18 protein-coding genes and 1 pseudogene are annotated in these 19,385 nt (G+C 40.7%); 11 read left to right on the forward strand and 8 right to left on the reverse strand.

Features of this window, described 5'->3' with window-relative positions:
• Positions 1–8 precede the first annotated feature (8 nt).
• The 4 genes and pseudogenes from HXT28_RS01160 to HXT28_RS01175 all read left to right on the forward strand — a co-directional run bounded on the left by HXT28_RS01160 (position 9) and on the right by HXT28_RS01175 (position 3,788).
• Positions 9–788, forward strand: coding sequence for a DUF3159 domain-containing protein (locus tag HXT28_RS01160; RefSeq protein ID WP_422113681.1), 780 nt, complete (start codon positions 9–11; stop codon positions 786–788).
• 69 nt (positions 789–857) lie between these two features.
• Positions 858–2,264 carry a class I SAM-dependent RNA methyltransferase gene (locus HXT28_RS01165; protein WP_422113517.1) on the forward strand — a complete coding sequence of 469 codons (1,407 nt, stop codon included), beginning with the start codon at positions 858–860 and terminating at the stop codon, positions 2,262–2,264.
• A 240-nt stretch (positions 2,265–2,504) separates the two neighbouring features.
• Positions 2,505–2,768 (forward strand): annotated as a pseudogene (locus HXT28_RS01170) (hypothetical protein).
• Between the two features lie 129 nt (positions 2,769–2,897).
• A complete protein-coding gene (locus HXT28_RS01175; protein WP_422113518.1) occupies positions 2,898–3,788 on the forward strand; it encodes a GIY-YIG nuclease family protein in 891 nt (296 codons plus the stop codon).
• Between the two features lie 239 nt (positions 3,789–4,027).
• Here the strand turns inward: HXT28_RS01175 and HXT28_RS01180 are convergent, their stop codons facing one another.
• The 8 genes from HXT28_RS01180 to HXT28_RS01215 form a co-directional block, all read right to left on the reverse strand.
• Positions 4,028–4,276, reverse strand: a complete 249-nt coding sequence (locus HXT28_RS01180) for a hypothetical protein (RefSeq protein WP_422113519.1) — start codon at positions 4,274–4,276, stop codon at positions 4,028–4,030.
• Between the two features lie 80 nt (positions 4,277–4,356).
• Complete coding sequence (locus HXT28_RS01185) at positions 4,357–4,734, reverse strand: hypothetical protein (protein ID WP_422113520.1); 378 nt, start codon at positions 4,732–4,734, stop codon at positions 4,357–4,359.
• Positions 4,735–4,747: 13 nt separating this feature from the next.
• The gene (locus HXT28_RS01190) at positions 4,748–7,360 is read right to left on the reverse strand and encodes a DEAD/DEAH box helicase family protein (protein ID WP_422113521.1); all 2,613 of its coding nucleotides are present in this window, start codon (positions 7,358–7,360) and stop codon (positions 4,748–4,750) included.
• A 3-nt stretch (positions 7,361–7,363) separates the two neighbouring features.
• A complete protein-coding gene (locus HXT28_RS01195) occupies positions 7,364–9,328 on the reverse strand; it encodes a DNA methyltransferase (RefSeq protein WP_422113522.1) in 1,965 nt (654 codons plus the stop codon).
• Positions 9,328–9,558, reverse strand: coding sequence for a helix-turn-helix domain-containing protein (locus HXT28_RS01200; RefSeq protein WP_422113523.1), 231 nt, complete (start codon positions 9,556–9,558; stop codon positions 9,328–9,330). The genes HXT28_RS01195 and HXT28_RS01200 overlap by 1 nt, the downstream gene beginning before the upstream one ends.
• A 35-nt stretch (positions 9,559–9,593) precedes the next feature.
• On the reverse strand, positions 9,594–11,315 hold the full coding sequence (locus HXT28_RS01205; protein WP_422113524.1) for a DUF2326 domain-containing protein: 1,722 nt from the start codon (positions 11,313–11,315) through the stop codon (positions 9,594–9,596).
• Positions 11,305–11,532, reverse strand: a complete 228-nt coding sequence (locus tag HXT28_RS01210; RefSeq protein WP_422113525.1) for an ABC-three component system middle component 7 — start codon at positions 11,530–11,532, stop codon at positions 11,305–11,307. Before HXT28_RS01210 ends, HXT28_RS01205 begins: the two co-directional genes overlap by 11 nt.
• Positions 11,516–12,661: an ABC-three component system protein gene (locus tag HXT28_RS01215; protein ID WP_422113526.1), complete on the reverse strand. Its 1,146-nt coding sequence runs from the start codon at positions 12,659–12,661 to the stop codon at positions 11,516–11,518. The genes HXT28_RS01210 and HXT28_RS01215 overlap by 17 nt, the downstream gene beginning before the upstream one ends.
• A 226-nt stretch (positions 12,662–12,887) precedes the next feature.
• Between HXT28_RS01215 and HXT28_RS01220 the strand changes: the two genes are divergently transcribed.
• From HXT28_RS01220 to HXT28_RS01250, 7 genes are all read left to right on the forward strand, one after another.
• Entirely contained in the window at positions 12,888–13,025 is a 138-nt protein-coding gene (locus HXT28_RS01220; protein WP_422113527.1) for a hypothetical protein, read from the forward strand.
• 260 nt (positions 13,026–13,285) lie between these two features.
• A complete protein-coding gene (locus HXT28_RS01225) occupies positions 13,286–13,918 on the forward strand; it encodes an RNA polymerase sigma factor (protein WP_422113528.1) in 633 nt (210 codons plus the stop codon).
• 60 nt (positions 13,919–13,978) lie between these two features.
• A complete protein-coding gene (locus tag HXT28_RS01230) occupies positions 13,979–14,200 on the forward strand; it encodes a hypothetical protein (protein ID WP_016815920.1) in 222 nt (73 codons plus the stop codon).
• Positions 14,201–14,211: 11 nt separating this feature from the next.
• A complete protein-coding gene (locus tag HXT28_RS01235; RefSeq protein ID WP_422113529.1) occupies positions 14,212–14,520 on the forward strand; it encodes a hypothetical protein in 309 nt (102 codons plus the stop codon).
• Positions 14,513–15,643 (forward strand): DUF2800 domain-containing protein, encoded by a 1,131-nt coding sequence (locus tag HXT28_RS01240; protein ID WP_422113530.1) that lies wholly within the window; start codon positions 14,513–14,515, stop codon positions 15,641–15,643. The genes HXT28_RS01235 and HXT28_RS01240 overlap by 8 nt, the downstream gene beginning before the upstream one ends.
• 4 nt (positions 15,644–15,647) lie before the next feature.
• A complete protein-coding gene (locus HXT28_RS01245; RefSeq protein WP_103084946.1) occupies positions 15,648–16,196 on the forward strand; it encodes a DUF2815 family protein in 549 nt (182 codons plus the stop codon).
• Between the two features lie 226 nt (positions 16,197–16,422).
• The gene (locus tag HXT28_RS01250; RefSeq protein ID WP_422113531.1) at positions 16,423–19,326 is read left to right on the forward strand and encodes a DNA polymerase; all 2,904 of its coding nucleotides are present in this window, start codon (positions 16,423–16,425) and stop codon (positions 19,324–19,326) included.
• The last annotated feature ends 59 nt before the right edge of the window (positions 19,327–19,385 follow it).

A 19,385-nucleotide genomic window follows, 5' to 3' on the forward strand; every position in this document is an offset into this window, starting at 1 on the left:
TCCAAGGGATGCGAGATAACAATTCTAGGCAAAACAAAAAACGTTCAGGATTAGCGTCTTTAGCTTCCATAGGATCCGACAGTAAGACATTTTCTGTGATTGATTCCATAGGCGGTGTTCGAGGCGTAATCGAATCCATGCTGCCAGGCTTGCTGTTTGTTATTTGTTTTGTTGTAACACGAAATGTGCAAACAACAGTTATTGCGTCGGCAGCTCTTGCAGTTTTGCAAGTTGTGGCGCGCCTTATTCAAAAGCAGTCGTTGATGGGTGCATTAAGCGGATTGGTTTCCGTAGGAATCTGCCTTATTTGGGTGTGGACGAGTCATCAAGCGCGCGACTACTACATGATGGGTTTTATTACAAATGCTGTATACGGTGCGCTTCTTGCTATTTCGCTGATTGTTCGCGTGCCTGCTTTAGGTCTTGTGATTGAGTCAATTCGCAAAATGCCTACGGAAAATTTTGGCTCGTGGCTGCACGAATGGCTTGATTACAGGCCACTTAAGCGTGCGTATATGTATGTTACCGGATTATGGATTGGTGTTTTTGCGCTGAGGCTCGTTTTGCAAGTGCCATTATATTTGACGAATCACGTTGTGTGGCTCGGCACAGTTCGATTGCTTATGGGTTTGCCGTTCTGGGCGCTCGCAATTTGGGTTTCTTACTTGATTATTGCAACGCCATTTATGTGTCTTCATCATAAAAATCGTGAAGACAATTATCATGAAGAAAAGCAGATTGACGAAGATCAAAATAATGTAAATTCAAGTGAAGTAAAATCAGCTTAACAAAAATCAGCGTTAGAGAATCAGTGTTAGAAAATCATCTTAACAAAACGCAAAAATAAGGGGTAGTTTATGCAAGTGACGATGCGAATCGAGAGATATGCGGATCAAGGAAGATGCGTAGGTCATCTTGACGGACGCGTTGTATTCGTGCGATTTGCGTTGCCTGGTGAGCTGGTTGTTGTGCGTATGGATGAGCCGATGCGTGCAAAAGCGCACTTTTTCACTGGCGAAGTTGTGGAAGTTTTGGAGCCTAGCGTGGATCGTGTGGAGCCTCGCTGGAAGCTCGCTGGTCCTTTGGCTCAGGGCGGCGGAGTTGGGGGAGTGGATTTAATTCACGTTTCTTTGCCTGGTCAGATTCGTTGGAAGGCTTCCGTAATTGCTAATCAATTCCAACGTTTAGCGCATATGGATGTTGCGGAAAGCGATGTTAGTGTTGAGCGCATTCCAGGGGACGAGGAGCTTAACGGATTTAATTGGCGTACGCGCATGGAGTTGGTTGCGGATGATGAAGGGCGATTGTCTATGCGAAAACGCGAGTCGCATGACCGCATTGCGATTGATACTATGCCGCTTGCATCGCGCGCGGTTTTGGCTGTTGCGGATTCTTTGGACTTGTGGAATCGCAAGTTTGATCCAAATTCGCAAATTCGCCTTGCTGTTCCAGAGCCTCGGGTTGATGGTTTAGATTTTAATGATAAGTCTGCGCTCCTTAGTGCGATTGGCGAAAATTATGCGCTTATAGTAAATGATGAGTTGGTTGCAGGATCGGCTTTGTTGCGAGAGCGCGTGCGCGTTGCGGTTGATGGTGATTCATCGCGTGCGCGTACTTTTGATTACGATGTTGACGCGCGCGGTTTTTGGCAGATTCATCACGCAGCTCCAGAGCATTTGGTGAACTACGTTTTGGGATTAGTTCGTTCTGCGTTTGGTGGGCGTAGCAGGAATACGGTTTTGTGGGATTTGTATTCTGGATCAGGTTTGTTTACGATTCCGCTTGCGACTTTGGCTAATATTGGCGGAGATTCTTCTGGTGCTGCTGGCGCTTTTGGTGCTGCAGAGCCAGCTCGCGTGCTTAGCATTGAGGGTGCGCCGATTGCTGTAAAGAATGCAAGGCGAAACATTGGGCGCGCAGGTCTTGGCAGGGATGTTGTTGAAGCGCTTGAAGGTGATGTTGCGCAAACGCTTGAATCGCAGGTGTTTAAGGCGAGTAAATCATCTAAGATTGTGCGCCGATTTGCGCATCCAGATGTTGTTGTATTGGATCCTCCGCGCGCTGGTGCTAAAGCTCAAGTTTGTAAGCAGATTGCGAAGTCTGAAGCAAGAAGCGTTGTGTATGTTGCTTGCGATCCTACTAGTCTTGCTCGCGATGTTGGCACGTTTAAGGAGCTTGGCTACAGCGTTCAGTCTTTGCGCGCGTTCGATATATATCCCAACACTCATCACGTCGAGAGTGTCGTATTGATGTCAAAGGCTTAATAGGTGGGTGCAAATTTGCCCTTGTGTAACAAGGCTTAGCGAGGGCTATCGTTAAAAGGTTTAATGCGTGCCTGTTCTAATCTGGGTTCTCGCGGTTTTTGAGTGCGATTTTGCTGTATAAGGAAACATGTCAACGCTCTAGGGTCGAGTGCACAGGATGTTAACGTTAAAAAGTGCACCCACTTTGCACCCACCTTGTGGAGTGGGAAAATTTACTCAGAAGGAAATGTACTGTATCATATGTGGGAGAAAAAATATACGAGTCTAGTAAACAGGTTTAATACCGTAGAAGCAAGGCTTAAAGAAGTCAAAGCTATTATTGTTGACAAGCAAGCAAGACATGATGAGGTTGAATATTTTATCGAGGATTTGAAAAAGCAGGACTTGTTAACAGCGTTCGATGAAAACGTCTGACTTAGCATGGTTTACTATCTAACTGTGCATCAAGATGGAAAGGTTGAGTTTACTTTCCTTGATGGGAGCAAGACAGAACTAAAGCGTTAATCTTACAGGGAAATGTGGCAAGGCAAAATAAAAGCACATCAACGGCTTGCTGATGTGCTTTTTTGCTATTAAAAAAGTTATATGTTGATTATAATAGAATTAGTTTAGTATCGATGGAGAGAATTTCCTATGAGTAATAGTAAAACTTTTAACCTATTTTTAATGGACGGTGAGGTTACTGGGCGCATTAAATGCACACTTCCTAGCTGGAGTGGTTTAGCTTATAAAGTTCCTAGAACCTATCTAGATAAATGTAAGAATAGAGCACAACTCAAGCAGTGTGGCGTTTATTTTTTGTTTGGCAAGAATGATGATGACGAGGATGAAGTATACATCGGGCAAGCTGGCATTAGAAAAAACGGTGAAGGTGTTCTTTTTAGAGTTAATGAACATCTAAAAGACGATTTTTACTTTAGTGAAGCGGTTATGTTTACGACGAGTGACAATTCGTGGGGACCAACGGAAATAAGCTATCTAGAAAACAAATTCACTAACCTTGCTATTGATACTGATCGTTATAAAGTAAGAAATGGAAATGATCCTAACCCCGGCAATGTGACGGAAGAAAAAGAAGCGGAGTTAGAGGTTTATGTTGATCAGTTTAAGATGATGCTTGGTGTTTTAGGATATAAGATTTTTGTGCCTTTGGTAAAAACACAAACACCTGCAGCTAAAGAACAAGATGATAATGAGCTGGTATTAAGTCTTTCTCGAAAGATTAAAAGGTCGCATAAAAGCATAGAAGCGCATTGCAAACGAACGAACGAGGGTTTTGTGGTATTGACGGGAAGTCAGATTGAAGAAACAGATTCTGATGCTATTCCAGATACCATCAAAGAGCTAAGACAGCGGTGCAAACAAAATAACGAAATTAAAGACGGCGTGCTCACTAAGAATTATTTGTTTAAGAGCCCGTCTTATGCTGCTTCATTTGTTTTAGGAATGACAACAAACGGTAAGACTGACTGGAAAACAGAAAATGGCATCTCACTGAAAATGCTAGAAGAACGAGAAATTTAAATATGTTGTGTATAAATAATTAAAACGGTAGTAATATCGCCTTTTTATGCATAAAAACAAAGATTTCAGAGCTCCAAGTCAAAGTTTCAGGATTCCTATAAATAGTTTCAGAGTTCAGAAGGAAAAGTTTCAGAGTTCAAGGGCAAGGTTTCATTTTATCCAAGATACCATGAAACTAGAAAGCTGAGTGATGTATTTAATTAAAAAGCGACCACTCAAAATGAGAGATCGCTTAAGATTTACATATCCTGCTTAAACTTAAAACCTTTATAGCTGCTCTTGGAAAGATTGAAGGTTCTTCCTTGTTTTCTACGGGTAACTAATTCCGTTATTTGGTCAACATCAGCTAATTTCATGTTTAAGTGTAAACATTCTTGTCTGACTTCTTCGGAAGTGACTGCTTCCCACCTTTTTGGACATTCCATAAGATCGGATTTTAGTTTATCGACTTCGTCACATTTCATACCTTGAGAATATCCATCAGCCATACCAGCGAGATAAGATAAGATGTCACTTATACCATTCTGTAATTTACCTAGTTCAAAATCACCAGAATCTGTATGCTTAATTATTTTTTATTGGGTAAAAGTATAACTGGCATAGCTTCTCTCACCCAATCTGGTATTTCATTCCATTCAATAACTGCTAGAGCATCCAATTTATAGTACTCTAATTCATTTAGTTTTTCTCGATTAGGCCATGCGTATAACACTCGTCCAGTAAGATTCCAGCCACTAGTTTTTCGCCACGTGTAGTGCTTAACATTTGCATTTTGTACTCGGCGTTCTATAGCTTTATTTTCAAAATACTTTCTAGGCGTTATTACAGTAATATCGCCACCAGATTGTTTGCATAGCCAAGTGATTGCTCTCTCAGATTGTTTTTCTCTAGTATCATCTTGATCGCCTAAGCGAGAAAGAGCAACTGGATAAGTATTTTCTATCACTACTATTACCTCACTATAATTTTGATACTAAATCGTTTAGTGCTTTGTCGAATTCAGACATTTTGTTCTCTTGATTAAAGAATGGAAGACCTATAATCTTGTATCCTCTTCCTAAAATATCGTTAACCTTGTAGTTGTTCTCAATCTGCCCTAAGAATTTTTCTTTCCACTCATCTTCAAATAAAAGTTGACTACCTTTAGGCTCAACATATGCTTGATATGTTTTAACATCCTCATACTCTTTCTCACGAATAAAGAGCAAGAAATCAGGCTCAAAACGTTCACCTGAATCAAACGAATAAATGGCAAGCTCAGGGATTCTTTCATTCCTAATAAGATAGTATTCAAGTCCTTTTGCTTTAAGCTTTGGCTCAATAGTTGACTTAAAATATTTTACTAACAGTTTTTCTTCGCTCGTACCATAATTGTCCGTAAAAACGTACCACGGTTCATCCACAAGATTCATGCGATAATCAGCGTTAGCGCAGTTGTTTTGCGAGTCACCATGACCACCGTCTGCAGTAATTGAATTAAGCGATATCTTTTTGTCATGTAAAACATTTTTAAGCATGTGCGGCTTAAACACAGTACTTCCAACAAACTCTTGTTTAATAGTGGCAATATATGATGCGATTTGCGAAAAAGCTTTCTTACAAGCTTCAAATAAATCTTTACCGCTTATACTATCTTGAGTTTGCGTAATCTCTAAAATAGAGTTTCCAAGATAACTATCCGAGGTTAAAAACTCTTTTAATGAAGTAACATTAGGATATTTATCTTTTATAACATTAAAACAGAGTTCTGGGTAGCAGGATGCTGCGCCAGATAAAATATTATAATCAATATCCTTAAAAGATTTCGATACTGGTTTTGCAGTTAAATTATTAACATTCTCAGTTTCACCAAAAAGGTTTACTACTTTTCCAGATACAGATTTTTGCGAGTAACGGTATATTTTTGTTTTCAAACTATCTTCAATAGTTGAAATATTCGCACGACCTCGAGGCAGTCGTTCATTAGAGTAGACGTATGATCTTTGGTAAAATTCAGAAGTCTTAAATTCTTCTTTAAGCGTATATTCACGAGTAATCGGGTTTTCTGCTTGCAAACCAGTAGCAACAAGCGCTTGTTTTAACTCGGTAATATAACGTGAATCGTTAAGACTATGGAAAAGCATTGTTTCCAGAATACGATAATCGTTCGTAAGATCACCATCAAACTTACGCTTATATTTAAGGTCTTTGTCGCCTTCATATACGAATGGACAGTAGCGTGCTCCACGACCAATCAGTTGAGCCTCTTTAATCGTATAGGAGCCAATCTGACCTGCTTTACCACTGCCTTGTCTACTATCATACAAGCGCACAATATCGAAGAGATTTAGAACATCCCATCCTTCGTTGAGCATGTCAACAGCAAAAATAAGGCGGATGTGATTATCCTTGTCTTCCAGCGAGTTTACTTTTATTTGATTCACATCATTGTTATCGCTGCCACCATTCATAATAATGGTGTTTTCTTCGGCAAAAGAGTTCTTAAGACTATGCTCTAGGTTTTCAAGGCTGTCGTCTTTTTCCTCAAAATAAGCTATAGCTTTTGAAAGAAGCGGAATATTAGCACTCTGTAAAGCCATAATCTCATAGCTCGTGAGCTGATTTAGCTTTTTGAAAAACTCGTCATGGAAAGCTTCAGACTCTTTAATCTTTTGCGACTTAAGCATAATAACTGGTTTAATATTCAGTTTTAAGTCCGCAAAAAGATAACGACGATATTCACTCAAGATAAGAGCTATAAGCGTACGATCCCAGAGATTCGTATCAGTCGCAAAATTCTGGAAGTCTTTAGTGTAACCACTTTCACGGAATCGCTCCAGTGGATAATTGTATACGATTTTATCAGCATATTTTGCAAGCACGTTTTTATCTTTAAGATCAGCCGTAGCTGTAAATTCCAGTAGTATATTGTCTTTATTAGAAGTAAAAGCATTATTAACTGTGTATTCCCAGCTTTTCTCAGCATCTTCTTCAGTACTAGTCTTTTTCTTCGTATAAGAATTAATATGATGGCTTTCGTCCGAAATAAAAACGATTTTATCATTCTCAAAATCAGTGTATGTTGGCGCGTTTTCTTTAGCAAACCACATGTCTGTATGTAACTTTTGAGTGGTAGTAAATAGCAGCTCAATATCATCATCTAGAACCGTGTCGCTAAATCGGTCTACTTTTTTCACTTTAATCTTCATACCAAGATAGGAAAGATTATCAGCAAAAAGATACTTTGATGAAAGCGCGTTCAAAAAGTTTTCTTCCGTCTTTTTCAAAATATTCGTTTGATTCACAAAGAAGAGGAACTTGCGATAACCTTTTGTGTAAAGATAGAGGATAAGCCCTGCCATCATCACCGTTTTACCGGAACCTGTTGCCATGTGAAAAAGAGTATGAATCTGCTTATTCTTACGCAAACCATCTTTTTCAAAATAGGTAACGAAATATTGGAAAGCCTCTTTTTGATACTCTCGCAAAACAATATTTTGAGATAAACTATGCTCAATAATATCGGGCATAGGTGCAAGCTCATTCATTTCTTTAAGTGTATCGAGTTTTTCGTATAAGAATGATTCAGCCATGGGTCAAGCCTCCTCATAGAAAGACTTCGTAAAGGCTTTATCAGCATCACTAATTTGATATGCTGCATCATCCATATCTGAAGCATTAACGTACAGCTTGTTCTTATCAACAAGCTTCATGAGTGCTTGCTTCTTTTCTTCTAATGTTAGATTCTCAAAGTCTTTATCAGCATCAGCGAGTTCCTGCTTGGTAAGATAAGGCACAATACGCTCATCTGCGTAAATGGAAGCTTTTACACTTTCAATAGTATCTTCAGTCGCATTTTGAATAGCAGTAATAAGCGTGTTAGCGTCTTCTTTAAGCTCGCAATAAACGAAAGAGCCACCACCATGCCAGTTTTGAGCTTTAGAAATACCGCCTTGTTCGCCTTCAAGAACTTTCTTCAAGCGCTCAACAGTTATGTCTTGAATGTAATCCATTTGTTCAACACCAATGTATCGTCGTCCCATTTTATGAGCAACTGCGGCAGTAGTGCCGGAGCCAAGATGGAAGTCAAGGACGAGGTCGGTGGGGTTACTGCTTATTTCTAAAATAGATCTTATTAACTCTTCAGGTTTCGCGTAATCAAATTCATCTCTAGAGAAAAGATTTGTAATTTCATTATTCCCATCTTTATTTTTTGACTTAGTTAGCAGGGTAGCTATAAATTCTTTAATCAAAAAATCACTGTTTACGGATGTTGGCTTTTCATTACAATCATCATCTTCTTTAAAAACTCTTCGGAATGGACGATTACCGGACATAAACTCATAGTCGTCTGGGAAACCAATTCCGCCAGAAGCATACCACTCATCAAACGTATCTTTTGTGACTGCCCATGAACGCTTAGGATTAACAGGATATTCCTTACCGGTTTTTGGATTTATCATCGTAAAATCAGAATTTGGACGTTCTTGAACTGTTCTCTGGCTTGTTAAATCTGCTGTTCGCCAAGGTTTACCGGGGAAATCATCTGTTTCATAATATTTGCGTTCAACTTGTCTACCAACAACCGCATCTGATTCGTTGGCTTTCGTATAAACTAATATCCAATCAAAATCTTGCGATAAATTAAAAGGCACATCTGATTTTCCATCTCTAGTTTTTCTAGGAATAGTTCCTACAAAATGTTCTTTGCCAAATACATCATCTGCCAAAACTTTAAGATAATGCATACCATCTTCACCCATATGAATCCAGATGCTTCCATGCGATGAAAGTAGCTTATTGGCAAGTTCCAGTCTATTTTTCATAAATGTCAGCCAAGTAGACATCTTAAAATTAGAATTATATTTAAAACTATCTTCACCTATAGTTTTGTTGAAGTAATAAGGTGGATCGATATATATGCACTTTACTTTGCCTTCGTAGCGTTTAAGAAGGCTTGCTAAGGCAATAAGATTGTTTCCTTTTATAATTAAATTATCATCATCGTTAAGCGTTATGCCTGTTTCTTCTTCAACATGAATAGTATTAGTGTCTAGTTCTCCAGTTAAATCTTTCTCACCAACGGCGGTGTAACGTTTAGTGTTCGTGAATACTTTAGGTGCAAGAATGCGCGAGATTTCATCACTTGCTATTGTTTCGTTATAGAAAATCTCACTGCGTTTTTGATCATCTTTATCTTGACCGCCTTCCAATACGCAATCCTTGTAAGGGAAGTCGAGCACAACATCGTTTGTTTGCGAGACGAAACTGCCATTATGGGTAAGCCCAATTTTGTTTGTATAAGCCGTGTAAGAGTCTGGCAAGAATTCCTTTGATTCCATGAACCAAGCGAACTTTTGCTTATCGAAAACGAGCGTACCTTGAACGTCTTTGAAGAATGTTTCTTTTACGTCTTCGTTTGAGAGGAGAAGGGTGAGCAAATCTTCACTCATTGCCATAACATCACTGTATACTACAGCTTTAAGAAGCTTACCATCTTCGGCTTTGTATTTGCTATTTGAAAGCAGGAGGTCTGCTACAGTGTCAAAAATGTTTTTCATTACTTCACCTCATTCTTATTCGTTTTATTATCTCTAATGGTTTCAACGATGTCGTTTAAATCGCAGCTTAGAACCTCACAAATTCTCAGTAAAATGTCCGTTGTAACGTTGTCGCCGCGATTGAGTTTTGCAAGTGTCGTGGAGCTAATCTTAGTTTTTTCTCGCAGATCTTCTTTTGTCCAGTTAAGATCGATTAGCCTTTTCCATAATTTGTTATAAGAGAGTTTCATATTGCCCCCATGTATGTTGATGTGTGCTGACGGCACTATTGCGTTTTTTCACTATTCTTCTTGTTTTTCTTGGTATTCCATGTGTATCCATATAAGGCTTTGGTCTCATCATCGAGATGAATGACACGTAACTCATCAGATAATTCAACCGCTTCTTGTCCATAGGCAGGGGAAGCATCAAAGGCAAAGAATACTTGTTTCGGATCTCCGCAACGATCATGTAATTTTGCTGTCTTCTCGTATAGCTCTAACATTTTAACAACTGGCAAATAAGCAATCTGCTTGATGACCGTAGAATCATGGATAACGAAAGGAAGTGCTGTCAATTCCAAAATCGCCATGTCAAACAAAATCAGATTCTTTGATTTTGCACCGGCTCCGTTATCGCCTTGGGAAGAAAAGCCATAGCCAAGTTTTCCTTCTCTTGATTCTTTGAAAGAGAAAGATGGTGCGAGGCGATCTTGATCCTGGTAAAGAAAGTCATTGTCCCTTTGAAATGCGGCATTCAAGTCGCTTGCTAGACTTTTGAGAATGGCAGGTCGTCTTTCCTTCAGTGCTTCTCCGGTTTCTTTTTTGAGCTTCTTCAGTTCCTGCGTCTTGTCAAACATAGATATTTGTTCCGCAAGACGCTTTATCTTTGCGACGGTCTCACCATTTTTCTCATAGGTTTCATCGTCCAGTTCAATTGATTCATTGAGCGAGTAAATTTTCTCCTTAATTTGTTTGATCGCCTCATTGACAAGTCCAAGCTCTTTTTTGTAAAGCTCTGCCTGTTCATCAATCTGATCATTTAATATTCCGATGAGAGAGCGATGATAATATTCGACTGTCTCTAATTTTTCTTTGTTCGCTTGAGGAAAGAACTCATAAAAAGCATTTAACTCCTCGCTGCTTATCCTGAGTTCTCCAGCCAACGTAGCCTCGACAAGTTTTAGTCTACTTTGAAGAGCCGTTCTTTTTTCTTCCAGTGGTCTTAAGCTCATGCGCAGTTTTGAAGCCTGCGATTTAATTTCTCTGGTCTTATCATATAAAGATAAATCGGCGGTCACCTTTAAGCTTGCGAGCTTCGTTTTTGTTTCGCTTAACTCTTCGGCTGCTTGTTTTCGTTCTTGTTGGGAACGCAGCTTTATATACGGACTAAGTCCGCTTTTTGCAATCGTCTCCAAGCTGGAATACTCACTGGAGGCTTTTGCCAGTTCGTCTTCTAAGGCTTTAAGCTCATCGTATTTTCCGAATAGCTTTTGAAGTGCTTTTACTCCCGCCTCATCAGGTTCTCGAGGAGCTGCAAGTAAAGGTTTAGTCAAATTGGCAAGAGGCTCTTCTCCGATGCGTACAAAGCGACCGATTAATTCACGCCATGTGGAATCATTGAAATCCAGGCCATATTGCTCGGCTAAAAATAATTTATAGTCATCGATCGTCCACTCTCCGGACTTCTTCTGATACGTGTCATCTGTATAAATACTGATAAACCCATGGCGCAACGTATCACGCGAAAGATAGTAGTAGTCTTCGCCGAATTTGAGCGTGAAGTAAATCGTATGGTGCCCTACAGCTTGCGGAAGTATAATGGTATCGGTTGACAAAAAATCCTTACCGGCAAAAACGAAATCAATGATATATAGCACCGTTGATTTTCCAATGGAATTTTCAGCTTTCGCACCACCTTCGATCATGTTGAGTCCACCGTGGAAAATAATGGGCGGTCTCTGCTTTTCATCTTCGATAAATTTATCTGACCAAATACTAATGAGCACGAAAGATCACCTCGCTTTTTTTGTCTATCGTTATTTCTTGAATTGAAAGAAGCAAAGCAAGCTCTTCAATAAGTTCAAGAACGCCACCGACCTCACCAGCAATTCTCTGGTATAAATCCGCTACAGAAATGCCATCTTTCCCAATAGCTCGTAAGATGATGGGGAAATTAGATAATGTGCTTTCTTCATAGGTATAAAGTTTATTCGGCAGTCTCATCAGAAATAGCCTCCTTGCGAGGCGAAAAGACCTCACATATTTGTATGAAATAACAAACTACAATGGCGCAGGTGTATTCACCTGATCCTGTTTCGTGACTCATCCATTCTGTTATCTTTTTGAAGGCTAAACGTTGCTCAACCTGCAGCCGCTTTAGTTCAAGCCACATGCCTTTTACTTGATTGCGCATTCTTTCAAAATCCAAAACGCCGGATGAGTCCAAGCTCTTCAGTTGTGTGTCAATAAAAGATTTGTAAATAGCCATCGCATCGCGGGCTTGGAGCATCAGCTCCTCGTCTGCGATTTTTGTTTTTAAAGGATAGGCATTATATTTGGGATCCGTTTGTTTTTTAGCTGAAGGAAGATCTTTCAAAGCGACCAGTAAGGCCGTAATTTCTTTGTCTAAATGCATGGGAACTGCCGCTTGTTCAAGTTTCTCTTGTTGCTTAAGCAGTGATTTTTTCTCATACAGATTTTTTTGTTGTTCCGGCGTATGGCTTAAGTTGTATTGAGCGGCGCACTCCGGGCATAAAACTGCAAAATCTTCAATGGTTGGATTTTCTTTGCTCTCATCAATCTGAATGATGTCATAGGCAGGAGCAGTCTTGGCATTGGATGAAATTTGTAAAGAGTTACCGCACTTAAGACAACCTCTGGATTGAAGCAACAACTCTTCTTTGTAGTCGGTTAAGGCTGCCCATTGATTGATTAGTATTTCGTATTCTTTATTTCGGTTTGTCTGTTTTGCTTTCTTTTGCAAAATCCTGACAAGTTCTAAGCTTGCCTGCTTAACGAGATCCTTAACCTCAACGTCAACATTATAGGTGGCGAAATTATCTGCTATTAGCTTTTTGGCGGGTAGATCTAGGCCTTTGATCAACCCCATCAAGTTTTTTAGGTTCAGACGTGATAAAAGCGCATTAGCAAATTTCATCGTAAAGGATGATGCTCTTGAAAACATCGACTCTAAAGTGGCATCGCTGGGTAGAACGGACGGATCTTTTCTGGTTGTCCACTCATCTTCCGATACCGTCGTGAACATGGAAATGAGTTCTCTCATATAAGAAGGTCCGCCGAGACCGCCCGGAACGAGCGGTTTCATAGCTTTACACCATTCATTAAATTCCAAGGCGGATCCTCCTTTCTTTTTTCTCAGGTTTTCTCATGTTTTTCTCTCAGGATTTCTCAAGGATTGAAATCAGTCACTTTGTATTCTAAAAGTGCAGTTCAGAAACCTATCTACTCAGATCCTCTGATTTGTTAATTATAGCATCTGAGGTTGCATCGAGTAAAGAAAAACTTTACGAAAGTGGAGGCTGTGAGTTGACATGAATTCAGAAAGAGAGGTGATGAAAATGCAAAAGAATACTAAGCAAACCTCGAAGCTTGTAGCTTCCAAGGCTAGCAAAGTTTTGCGTGACGGACGCTATAGCAAGACAGCTAAGTCTGTAGCTGGTAGTGCTCTCGCACAGACAAAGAAAAGTGGAAAGTAACCACTCTAAAAAATCTAAGTAATTGTAGATCTGATTATTCAATCAGGCCGCACAAGTAAATATCACGAAGCCTGATTAGCTATAGGGCGATGAGATACAGCATAGAGCTTCACGGATTTATTCCGTGGGGTGCTATGTGAAGTACCTCTATTTTCCTATGGCTATTTTCATGCCTTAAGAGCTGGTACTTCACAAAGCACCAGCTCTTTTTGTATGCGTCTTCTCATCGCTCCGACCGCTACAGGCGGAAAGGAGCGAGTATGAAGACTCGTAAAACTAATAGCAACAATCGAGCAACATATAAGTATACAAGTTGTGTTCGTAATGAAGATGGTAGTTATAGTGAAGAAACTATCGAGATTAAACCAGGCGAGAATGGTGTAACCGTTGCGGATATTAAGATGCTTCACTCAATGGATGACAGCGAGGTTTACTACAACAATAAGAACCTGCGTCCTAATAGAACTGCTGAAGAAAAAGCTGAAAGTAAGGCGTGGAAAGAGAAGTACGTCAAACGTTTCGAAGAAAGACACGGCTACAAACCCAACAAAGACGACGTTGACTACGCTGCTAACAAGCATTTCCTACCCAACTATAATTCCTCGATTGACTTTGATGCAGATGGCGAGCTTGAAGTAGATAAAAGTCATCTTGCTGAAGCTCTCAGTACTACTGATGATTATAGTTTTATTACCAACGATTATGGTTTTGAAATGTCAGAAGAAATGGAGAATGCGTTTTCAACGCTTACTGACAAGCAACGCCAGGTTATTCGTTTGATGTTTATTGGAGGATACACTCAGTCAGAGATTGCAAGCATGCTTGGTATCTCGTCTGCTGGCGTGAAAAAGCATCTGGATAAGGCTCTCGAAAAGCTGAGAACGACGCGTTAAAAGAATTCTAGAAATTTTATTTGGAGGAGGTTAAAAACTCCTCCTTTTTCTTTGCCTGTGATGTGTAAGGAAGAAACCCCTTACAGAAAGGAGGCAAAACTCGTGAAACACAAGATCGTTATTAACGTCACCGGTGAAAACGGTGAGAAGAAACAGGTTCTACGTGGAGCTGTGATGCGATTACCTCAACGGTTTATCCGCTGGCTGTTTGGTGATTACTCGCAAGTCTACCTATTAGATCCTGGGAAAAGTGTTCAGTCAGTTGATGTCAAAGAAGTTTAAGGAGGAAAACCGTGAACAAGGAAATATTGAGAGAAGTCATCAAAGACTTGGAAAACTTAACAGCTCATCTTAAAAAACTATTTGATGATGCCGGTGCTTCTGGTGCTGGTTGTAAAGAAACAGCTTCTAATAATAAGGAGTCTGTTAAAAAGGTGAGTTTAGAGGATGTGCGAGCGGTTTTAGCAAAACTTAGCCAACATGGTAAAACCGCGGAAGTAAAAGCGCTTATCGTCAAGTTCGGAGCTAACAAGCTTTCAGAACTTGATGAAAGTAAGTACGCTGAGCTTCTTGAAGAGGCGAAAGGTATGACAAGTGACTAAGCATGCTTTACTTTCCCCATCTTCTGCTCACAGGTGGATTAAGTGTACTCCTAGCGCTGTTTTAGAAGAAAAGTTTGAAAACACTACTTCTACAGCGGCTGAGGAAGGAACGGCGGCACACGCGTGGTGTGAGTACAAGCTGAATAAGCTTCTTAACCGTCCGTGTGAAAAACCGTCAACAGAGTATGACTCAAACGAGATGCAGGAATGCTCGGATGCTTACGTGGATTTCGTAATGGAAAAATACGAGCAGGCAAAACTTAACTGCCAAGATCCTATTCTTCTCATCGAGCAGAAGGTTGATTTTTCAGCTTACGTGCCGGACGGGTTTGGTACAGCGGACTGCATTATTGTAGGCGAAAAAACGCTGCAGGTTATCGACTTTAAGTACGGTCAAGGCGTGCTGGTTGATGCTTACGAGAATCCGCAGATGAAATGCTACGCTCTTGGAGCTTTAACGCTTTTCGACAGCTTGTACGAGATACAAAGCGTTGAGATGAGTATTTTTCAGCCAAGACGTGACAACGTATCAACTTTCACACTACCTGTCGCAGAGCTTATCTCTTGGGCTGAAAAAGTGCTTAAACCTAAAGCAGGGCTTGCTAACAAAGGCGAAGGCGAATTTTGTGCTGGTGACTGGTGCAGGTTTTGCAGGGCAAAAGCAGTATGCAGAAAGCGTGCCGAGGAAAATCTAAAGCTTGCAGAACTTGAGTTTAAACCGCCATCTGTTTTAACAGATAGTGAGATTGAGGAGGTTCTTAAAACTATTCCAACTCTTACGAAGTGGGCTGATGATGTTTTAGCGTACGCCACAGATTCCGCTATAAACCATGGTAAAGAGTGGAGCGGTTTCAAACTCGTGGAAGGACGTTCAGTTCGCAAGTTTAAGGATGAGACAGCTGTTATTGAGAAAGCGAAAGCTCATGGCTTTACCAACATTTTCAAAACTAGTCTTATCGGTTTAACAGAAATGCAAAAGCTGATGGGCAAGAAAAAATTTGAGGATATTCTGGGCGACCTCATTATCAAACCGTCCGGAAAACTTACGCTCGTACCCGATTCGGATAAGCGGGCAAAAGTCAATGTAACAAATGTAAACCAAGAATTCAAAAAGGAGAATTAGTACTATGTCTAAATTAAATAACACTAAGGTTATCACTGGTAAGAACACGCGTCTTTCCTATTTCAACGGTTGGGAGCCAAAGTCTATTAACGGCGGTCCTGAAAAGTACAGTGTTTCACTGCTTATCCCTAAAAGTGATGTTGAAACGATTACGGCTATTGAGAAAGCTATTGATGCTGCGATTGAGGAAGGTGTCGGCAAGTTTGGTGGTAAGAAACCAAACAAGGCTGCTCTTAAAACACCACTCAGGGACGGGGATATTGAGCGTGATGATGAAGCGTATAAAGGACATTATTTTATTAACGCGAACTCAACCACGGCTCCGCAGATTGTAGACAAGCAGGTAAAACCAATCATGGATCGCAGTGAAGTGTATTCAGGCTGCTATGCGAGGGTTTCCATCAACTTTTACGCGTTTAACTCTAACGGTAATAAGGGAGTTGCTTGCGGTCTTGGCAATATTCAAAAGATTCGAGACGGTGAGCCACTCGGCGGACGTAGTCTCGCAACCGATGATTTTACGACTTTAGAAGATGATGATTTTCTAGCATAAGGAGCGTGAGTTAATTATGGAAATTGTTATAGCGGTTTTTATTTCAGTGTTTATAGGAGTATTACTTCTTGATTTCACGGTAAAGAAACTCGTGAGTCTTTACGTTGATATTAAACACATTCTAAATAGGAATTAGAAGATTCCTGAAAAACAGGATTTAGAAGATTCTATAAGTGGGGTGGCAGGTTTTCTGTCACCTCTTTTATTAACTTGGAGGTGATGTAATTTGGAAAATTTGAGTGTGGATTTAGAGACGTTTTCGAGTGTGAATCTTGGTAAATGTGGGGTTTACAAGTACGCAGAATCGGATGATTTTGAAATACTGCTTTTTGGCTACAGTGTGGACGGTAGTGAAGTTCAGGTCGTTGATTTAGCGCAAGGTGAAACCATACCGGATGTTGTGCTTTCTGCTTTAACAGATGAAACGGTGACCAAGTGGGCGTTTAACGCTCAGTTTGAAAGAGTCTGCTTATCACGCTATTTGCGAGATAAAGGCATCAATGTTAACCCTGGTCAGACAGTGAAAAGTGAAGGCTTGTTTTTAAACCCAAGCTCGTGGCATTGCACAATGATCTGGTCAGCCACCCTGGGGCTTCCCATGTCTTTGGAAAGCGTGGGAGCAGTACTGGGTCTTGATAAGCAGAAGCTCACTGAGGGTAAGAATCTTATTAAATATTTCTGCCTGCCGTGTAATCCTACGAAAGTAAACGGTGGAAGAACAAGAAACAAGTATTTTCACGATAAGGAAAAGTGGGAGCTTTTCAAATCGTATAACAAGCGTGATGTGGAAGTTGAGATGAGTATTCAAGAAAAGCTCTCACGCTTTCCCGTGCCGGACTTTTTATGGCAGGAGTTTTATCTCGACCAAACCATAAACGACCGTGGGATAGAAATAGATTCTCTTTTCGTTGAATCAGCCATAAAACTCGACTTAGAGGTGAAAACGCATCTCATGAGTGAGCTTAAGCATATTACAGGTTTAGAAAACCCGAACTCCGTGTTACAAATGCGCTCTTGGCTTAAAAAGCATGGTCTTGAAATGGAGTCGCTTGGTAAAAAAGAAGTCGCTAAACAACTTAAAACAGTGGGTAAAGAGTTGGCGGAAGTGTTGCGGCTTCGTCAGCAGCTTGCTAAATCATCGGTGAAAAAGTATACGGCGATGAAAAACGCTGCATGCATGGATTATCGGGAGCGTGGCATGTTTCGCTTCTATGGTGCAAACCGTACAGGAAGATTTGCGGGAAGGCTCGTGCAATTACAAAACCTACCACAAAACCATTTGCCTGATCTAGCTGAGGCTAGAAGTCTTGTTAAACAGGGAAATGTTGAAGCTTTGGAAATGCTTTATGAGGATATTCCGGATACCTTATCCCAGCTTATTCGCACTGCTTTTATTCCACGCACTGGATTTAAGTTTATTGTCGCAGACTTTTCAGCAATCGAAGCGAGAGTCCTTGCCTGGCTTGCGGGTGAAAAATGGCGTATGCGAGTATTCGCGGAAGGTAAAGACATTTACTGCTCGTCAGCATCTCAAATGTTTAGCGTGCCTGTTGAAAAGCACGGAGTAAACGGGCACCTGCGGCAGAAAGGGAAGATCGCGGAACTCGCTTGTATTGCTGAAGGTGAACTTGTACTCACAAATGAAGGGCTAGTCCCAATTGAAGAAGTCACTACAAAACAAAAAGTGTGGGACGGAGAAAACTGGGTCAACCATAACGGAGTTGTTTTTAAGGGTGTAAAGGAGGTAATCGAGTATGAAGGACTTAGAGCAACACCAGACCATCTCGTCTGGGTTAAAGGGAAACCGAAGCCAATACGGTTTATTGAATCCGCCATCTGCAAAACACATCTCATACAAACCGGAGATGGTCGGAGAACAATACGGCTGGGTGAAAATCATAAGTGCAGAGAAACACTGGAATCAAAAGCAAAACCACTGTTATGTACTGACACAATGCGTAGGGTGTGGAAGCGTCCAATGGCAGGACTTAAACAGTCTAAAGTCGGGCAAATCAAAAGGGTGTCAAGCTTGCTCGCAGCCGAAACAAATACCAATATGGTTAGAAAAACGGCTAAGTGCCGCAAAACAGCGATGTATCAATCCAAGAGATCCAAATTACAAAAACTATGGTGCAAGAGGGATAAAGTGGTGCTTCCATTCTGTTTTAGAAGCAGGCTTGTGGATTTTACAAGAGGTAGACAATGTGCGAAAAGACTGGGAATTAGATCGGATAAATACAAACGGCAACTACGAAAAAGGAAATATCCGCTTTGTTCCAAGAATAGTCAATCAAAACAACAAGCAGAACGCTATCCTAACACGGTGGGAGCAACAATATTGGCCATACGCAAGATCGGTAGTTACAAGAATGCTATCGAAAGGAATATGCAGAGAAGAAATCATATCAAGAGCAAATACAGCTGTAGCACAACACAGAAAAAACTGGCGTTTAATCGAAGCAAGGCTCGAGTTTATGACATACGAAATGCCGGACCAAATCATCGTTTTACCGTATCGGGAAAGCTCGTGCATAACTGTGGCTACGGTGGTGCAGTAGGAGCATTAAAGGCAATGGGTGCTCTTGATATGGGTTTACATGAAGATGATTTGCAACAGTTGGTTAATGATTGGAGATCTGCTAATCCACATATTGTTTCATTGTGGTGGGATGTGGACGGAGCGGTAAAACAGTGTGTACACGAACACGTATCTGTTCAAACACACAATATCGTGTTCACTTATAAGAGTGGGTTTCTTATCATCAAACTGCCTTCGAAAAGATGCCTTTACTATGTGAAGCCACGTGTGGAAGAAAACAAGTACGGTGGTGAATCAGTCACCTATGAGGGTGTGGGATCTACTAAAAAATGGGAGCGGCTGGAAAGCTACGGGCCTAAATTCGTGGAAAACATTACGCAAGCTATAGCTCGTGACATTCTACTTTACGCCATGCAAACGCTGAAAGAATATCGCATCGTCGCGCACGTGCATGATGAAGCCATTATCGAAACCGATAAGAATGTGAGTGTTCAAAGCGTGTGTGAGCTCATGGGAAGAACACCACCTTGGGCAGAAGGTTTACTTCTTAGAGCTGACGGCTACGAGTGCGAGTTTTACAAAAAAGATTAAAAAAATTTTAGGAGCAGGGTTAAAAACCTGCTCTTTTTCTTTGCCTGTGATTTAGAAGG

Source organism: Gardnerella washingtoni (genome assembly GCF_049262705.1).
In the GTDB taxonomy this organism is placed as follows: Bacteria; Actinomycetota; Actinomycetes; order Actinomycetales; family Bifidobacteriaceae; genus Bifidobacterium; species Bifidobacterium vaginale_D.

Bases quoted from the DNA above. Each gene is read 5' to 3' on its own strand.
- HXT28_RS01190 (WP_422113521.1), bottom strand. From the start codon at position 7,360: ATGGCTGAATCATTCTTATACGAAAAACTCGATACACTTAAAGAAATG.
- HXT28_RS01225 (WP_422113528.1), top strand. From the start codon at position 13,286: ATGAAGACTCGTAAAACTAATAGCAACAATCGAGCAACATATAAGTAT.
- HXT28_RS01180 (WP_422113519.1), bottom strand. From the start codon at position 4,276: ATGGCTGATGGATATTCTCAAGGTATGAAATGTGACGAAGTCGATAAA.
- HXT28_RS01195 (WP_422113522.1), bottom strand. From the start codon at position 9,328: ATGAAAAACATTTTTGACACTGTAGCAGACCTCCTGCTTTCAAATAGC.
- HXT28_RS01160 (WP_422113681.1), top strand. From the start codon at position 9: ATGCGAGATAACAATTCTAGGCAAAACAAAAAACGTTCAGGATTAGCG.
- HXT28_RS01210 (WP_422113525.1), bottom strand. From the start codon at position 11,532: ATGAGACTGCCGAATAAACTTTATACCTATGAAGAAAGCACATTATCT.
- HXT28_RS01245 (WP_103084946.1), top strand. From the start codon at position 15,648: ATGTCTAAATTAAATAACACTAAGGTTATCACTGGTAAGAACACGCGT.
- HXT28_RS01220 (WP_422113527.1), top strand. From the start codon at position 12,888: ATGCAAAAGAATACTAAGCAAACCTCGAAGCTTGTAGCTTCCAAGGCT.
- HXT28_RS01200 (WP_422113523.1), bottom strand. From the start codon at position 9,558: ATGAAACTCTCTTATAACAAATTATGGAAAAGGCTAATCGATCTTAAC.
- HXT28_RS01165 (WP_422113517.1), top strand. From the start codon at position 858: ATGCAAGTGACGATGCGAATCGAGAGATATGCGGATCAAGGAAGATGC.
- HXT28_RS01230 (WP_016815920.1), top strand. From the start codon at position 13,979: ATGTGTAAGGAAGAAACCCCTTACAGAAAGGAGGCAAAACTCGTGAAA.
- HXT28_RS01175 (WP_422113518.1), top strand. From the start codon at position 2,898: ATGAGTAATAGTAAAACTTTTAACCTATTTTTAATGGACGGTGAGGTT.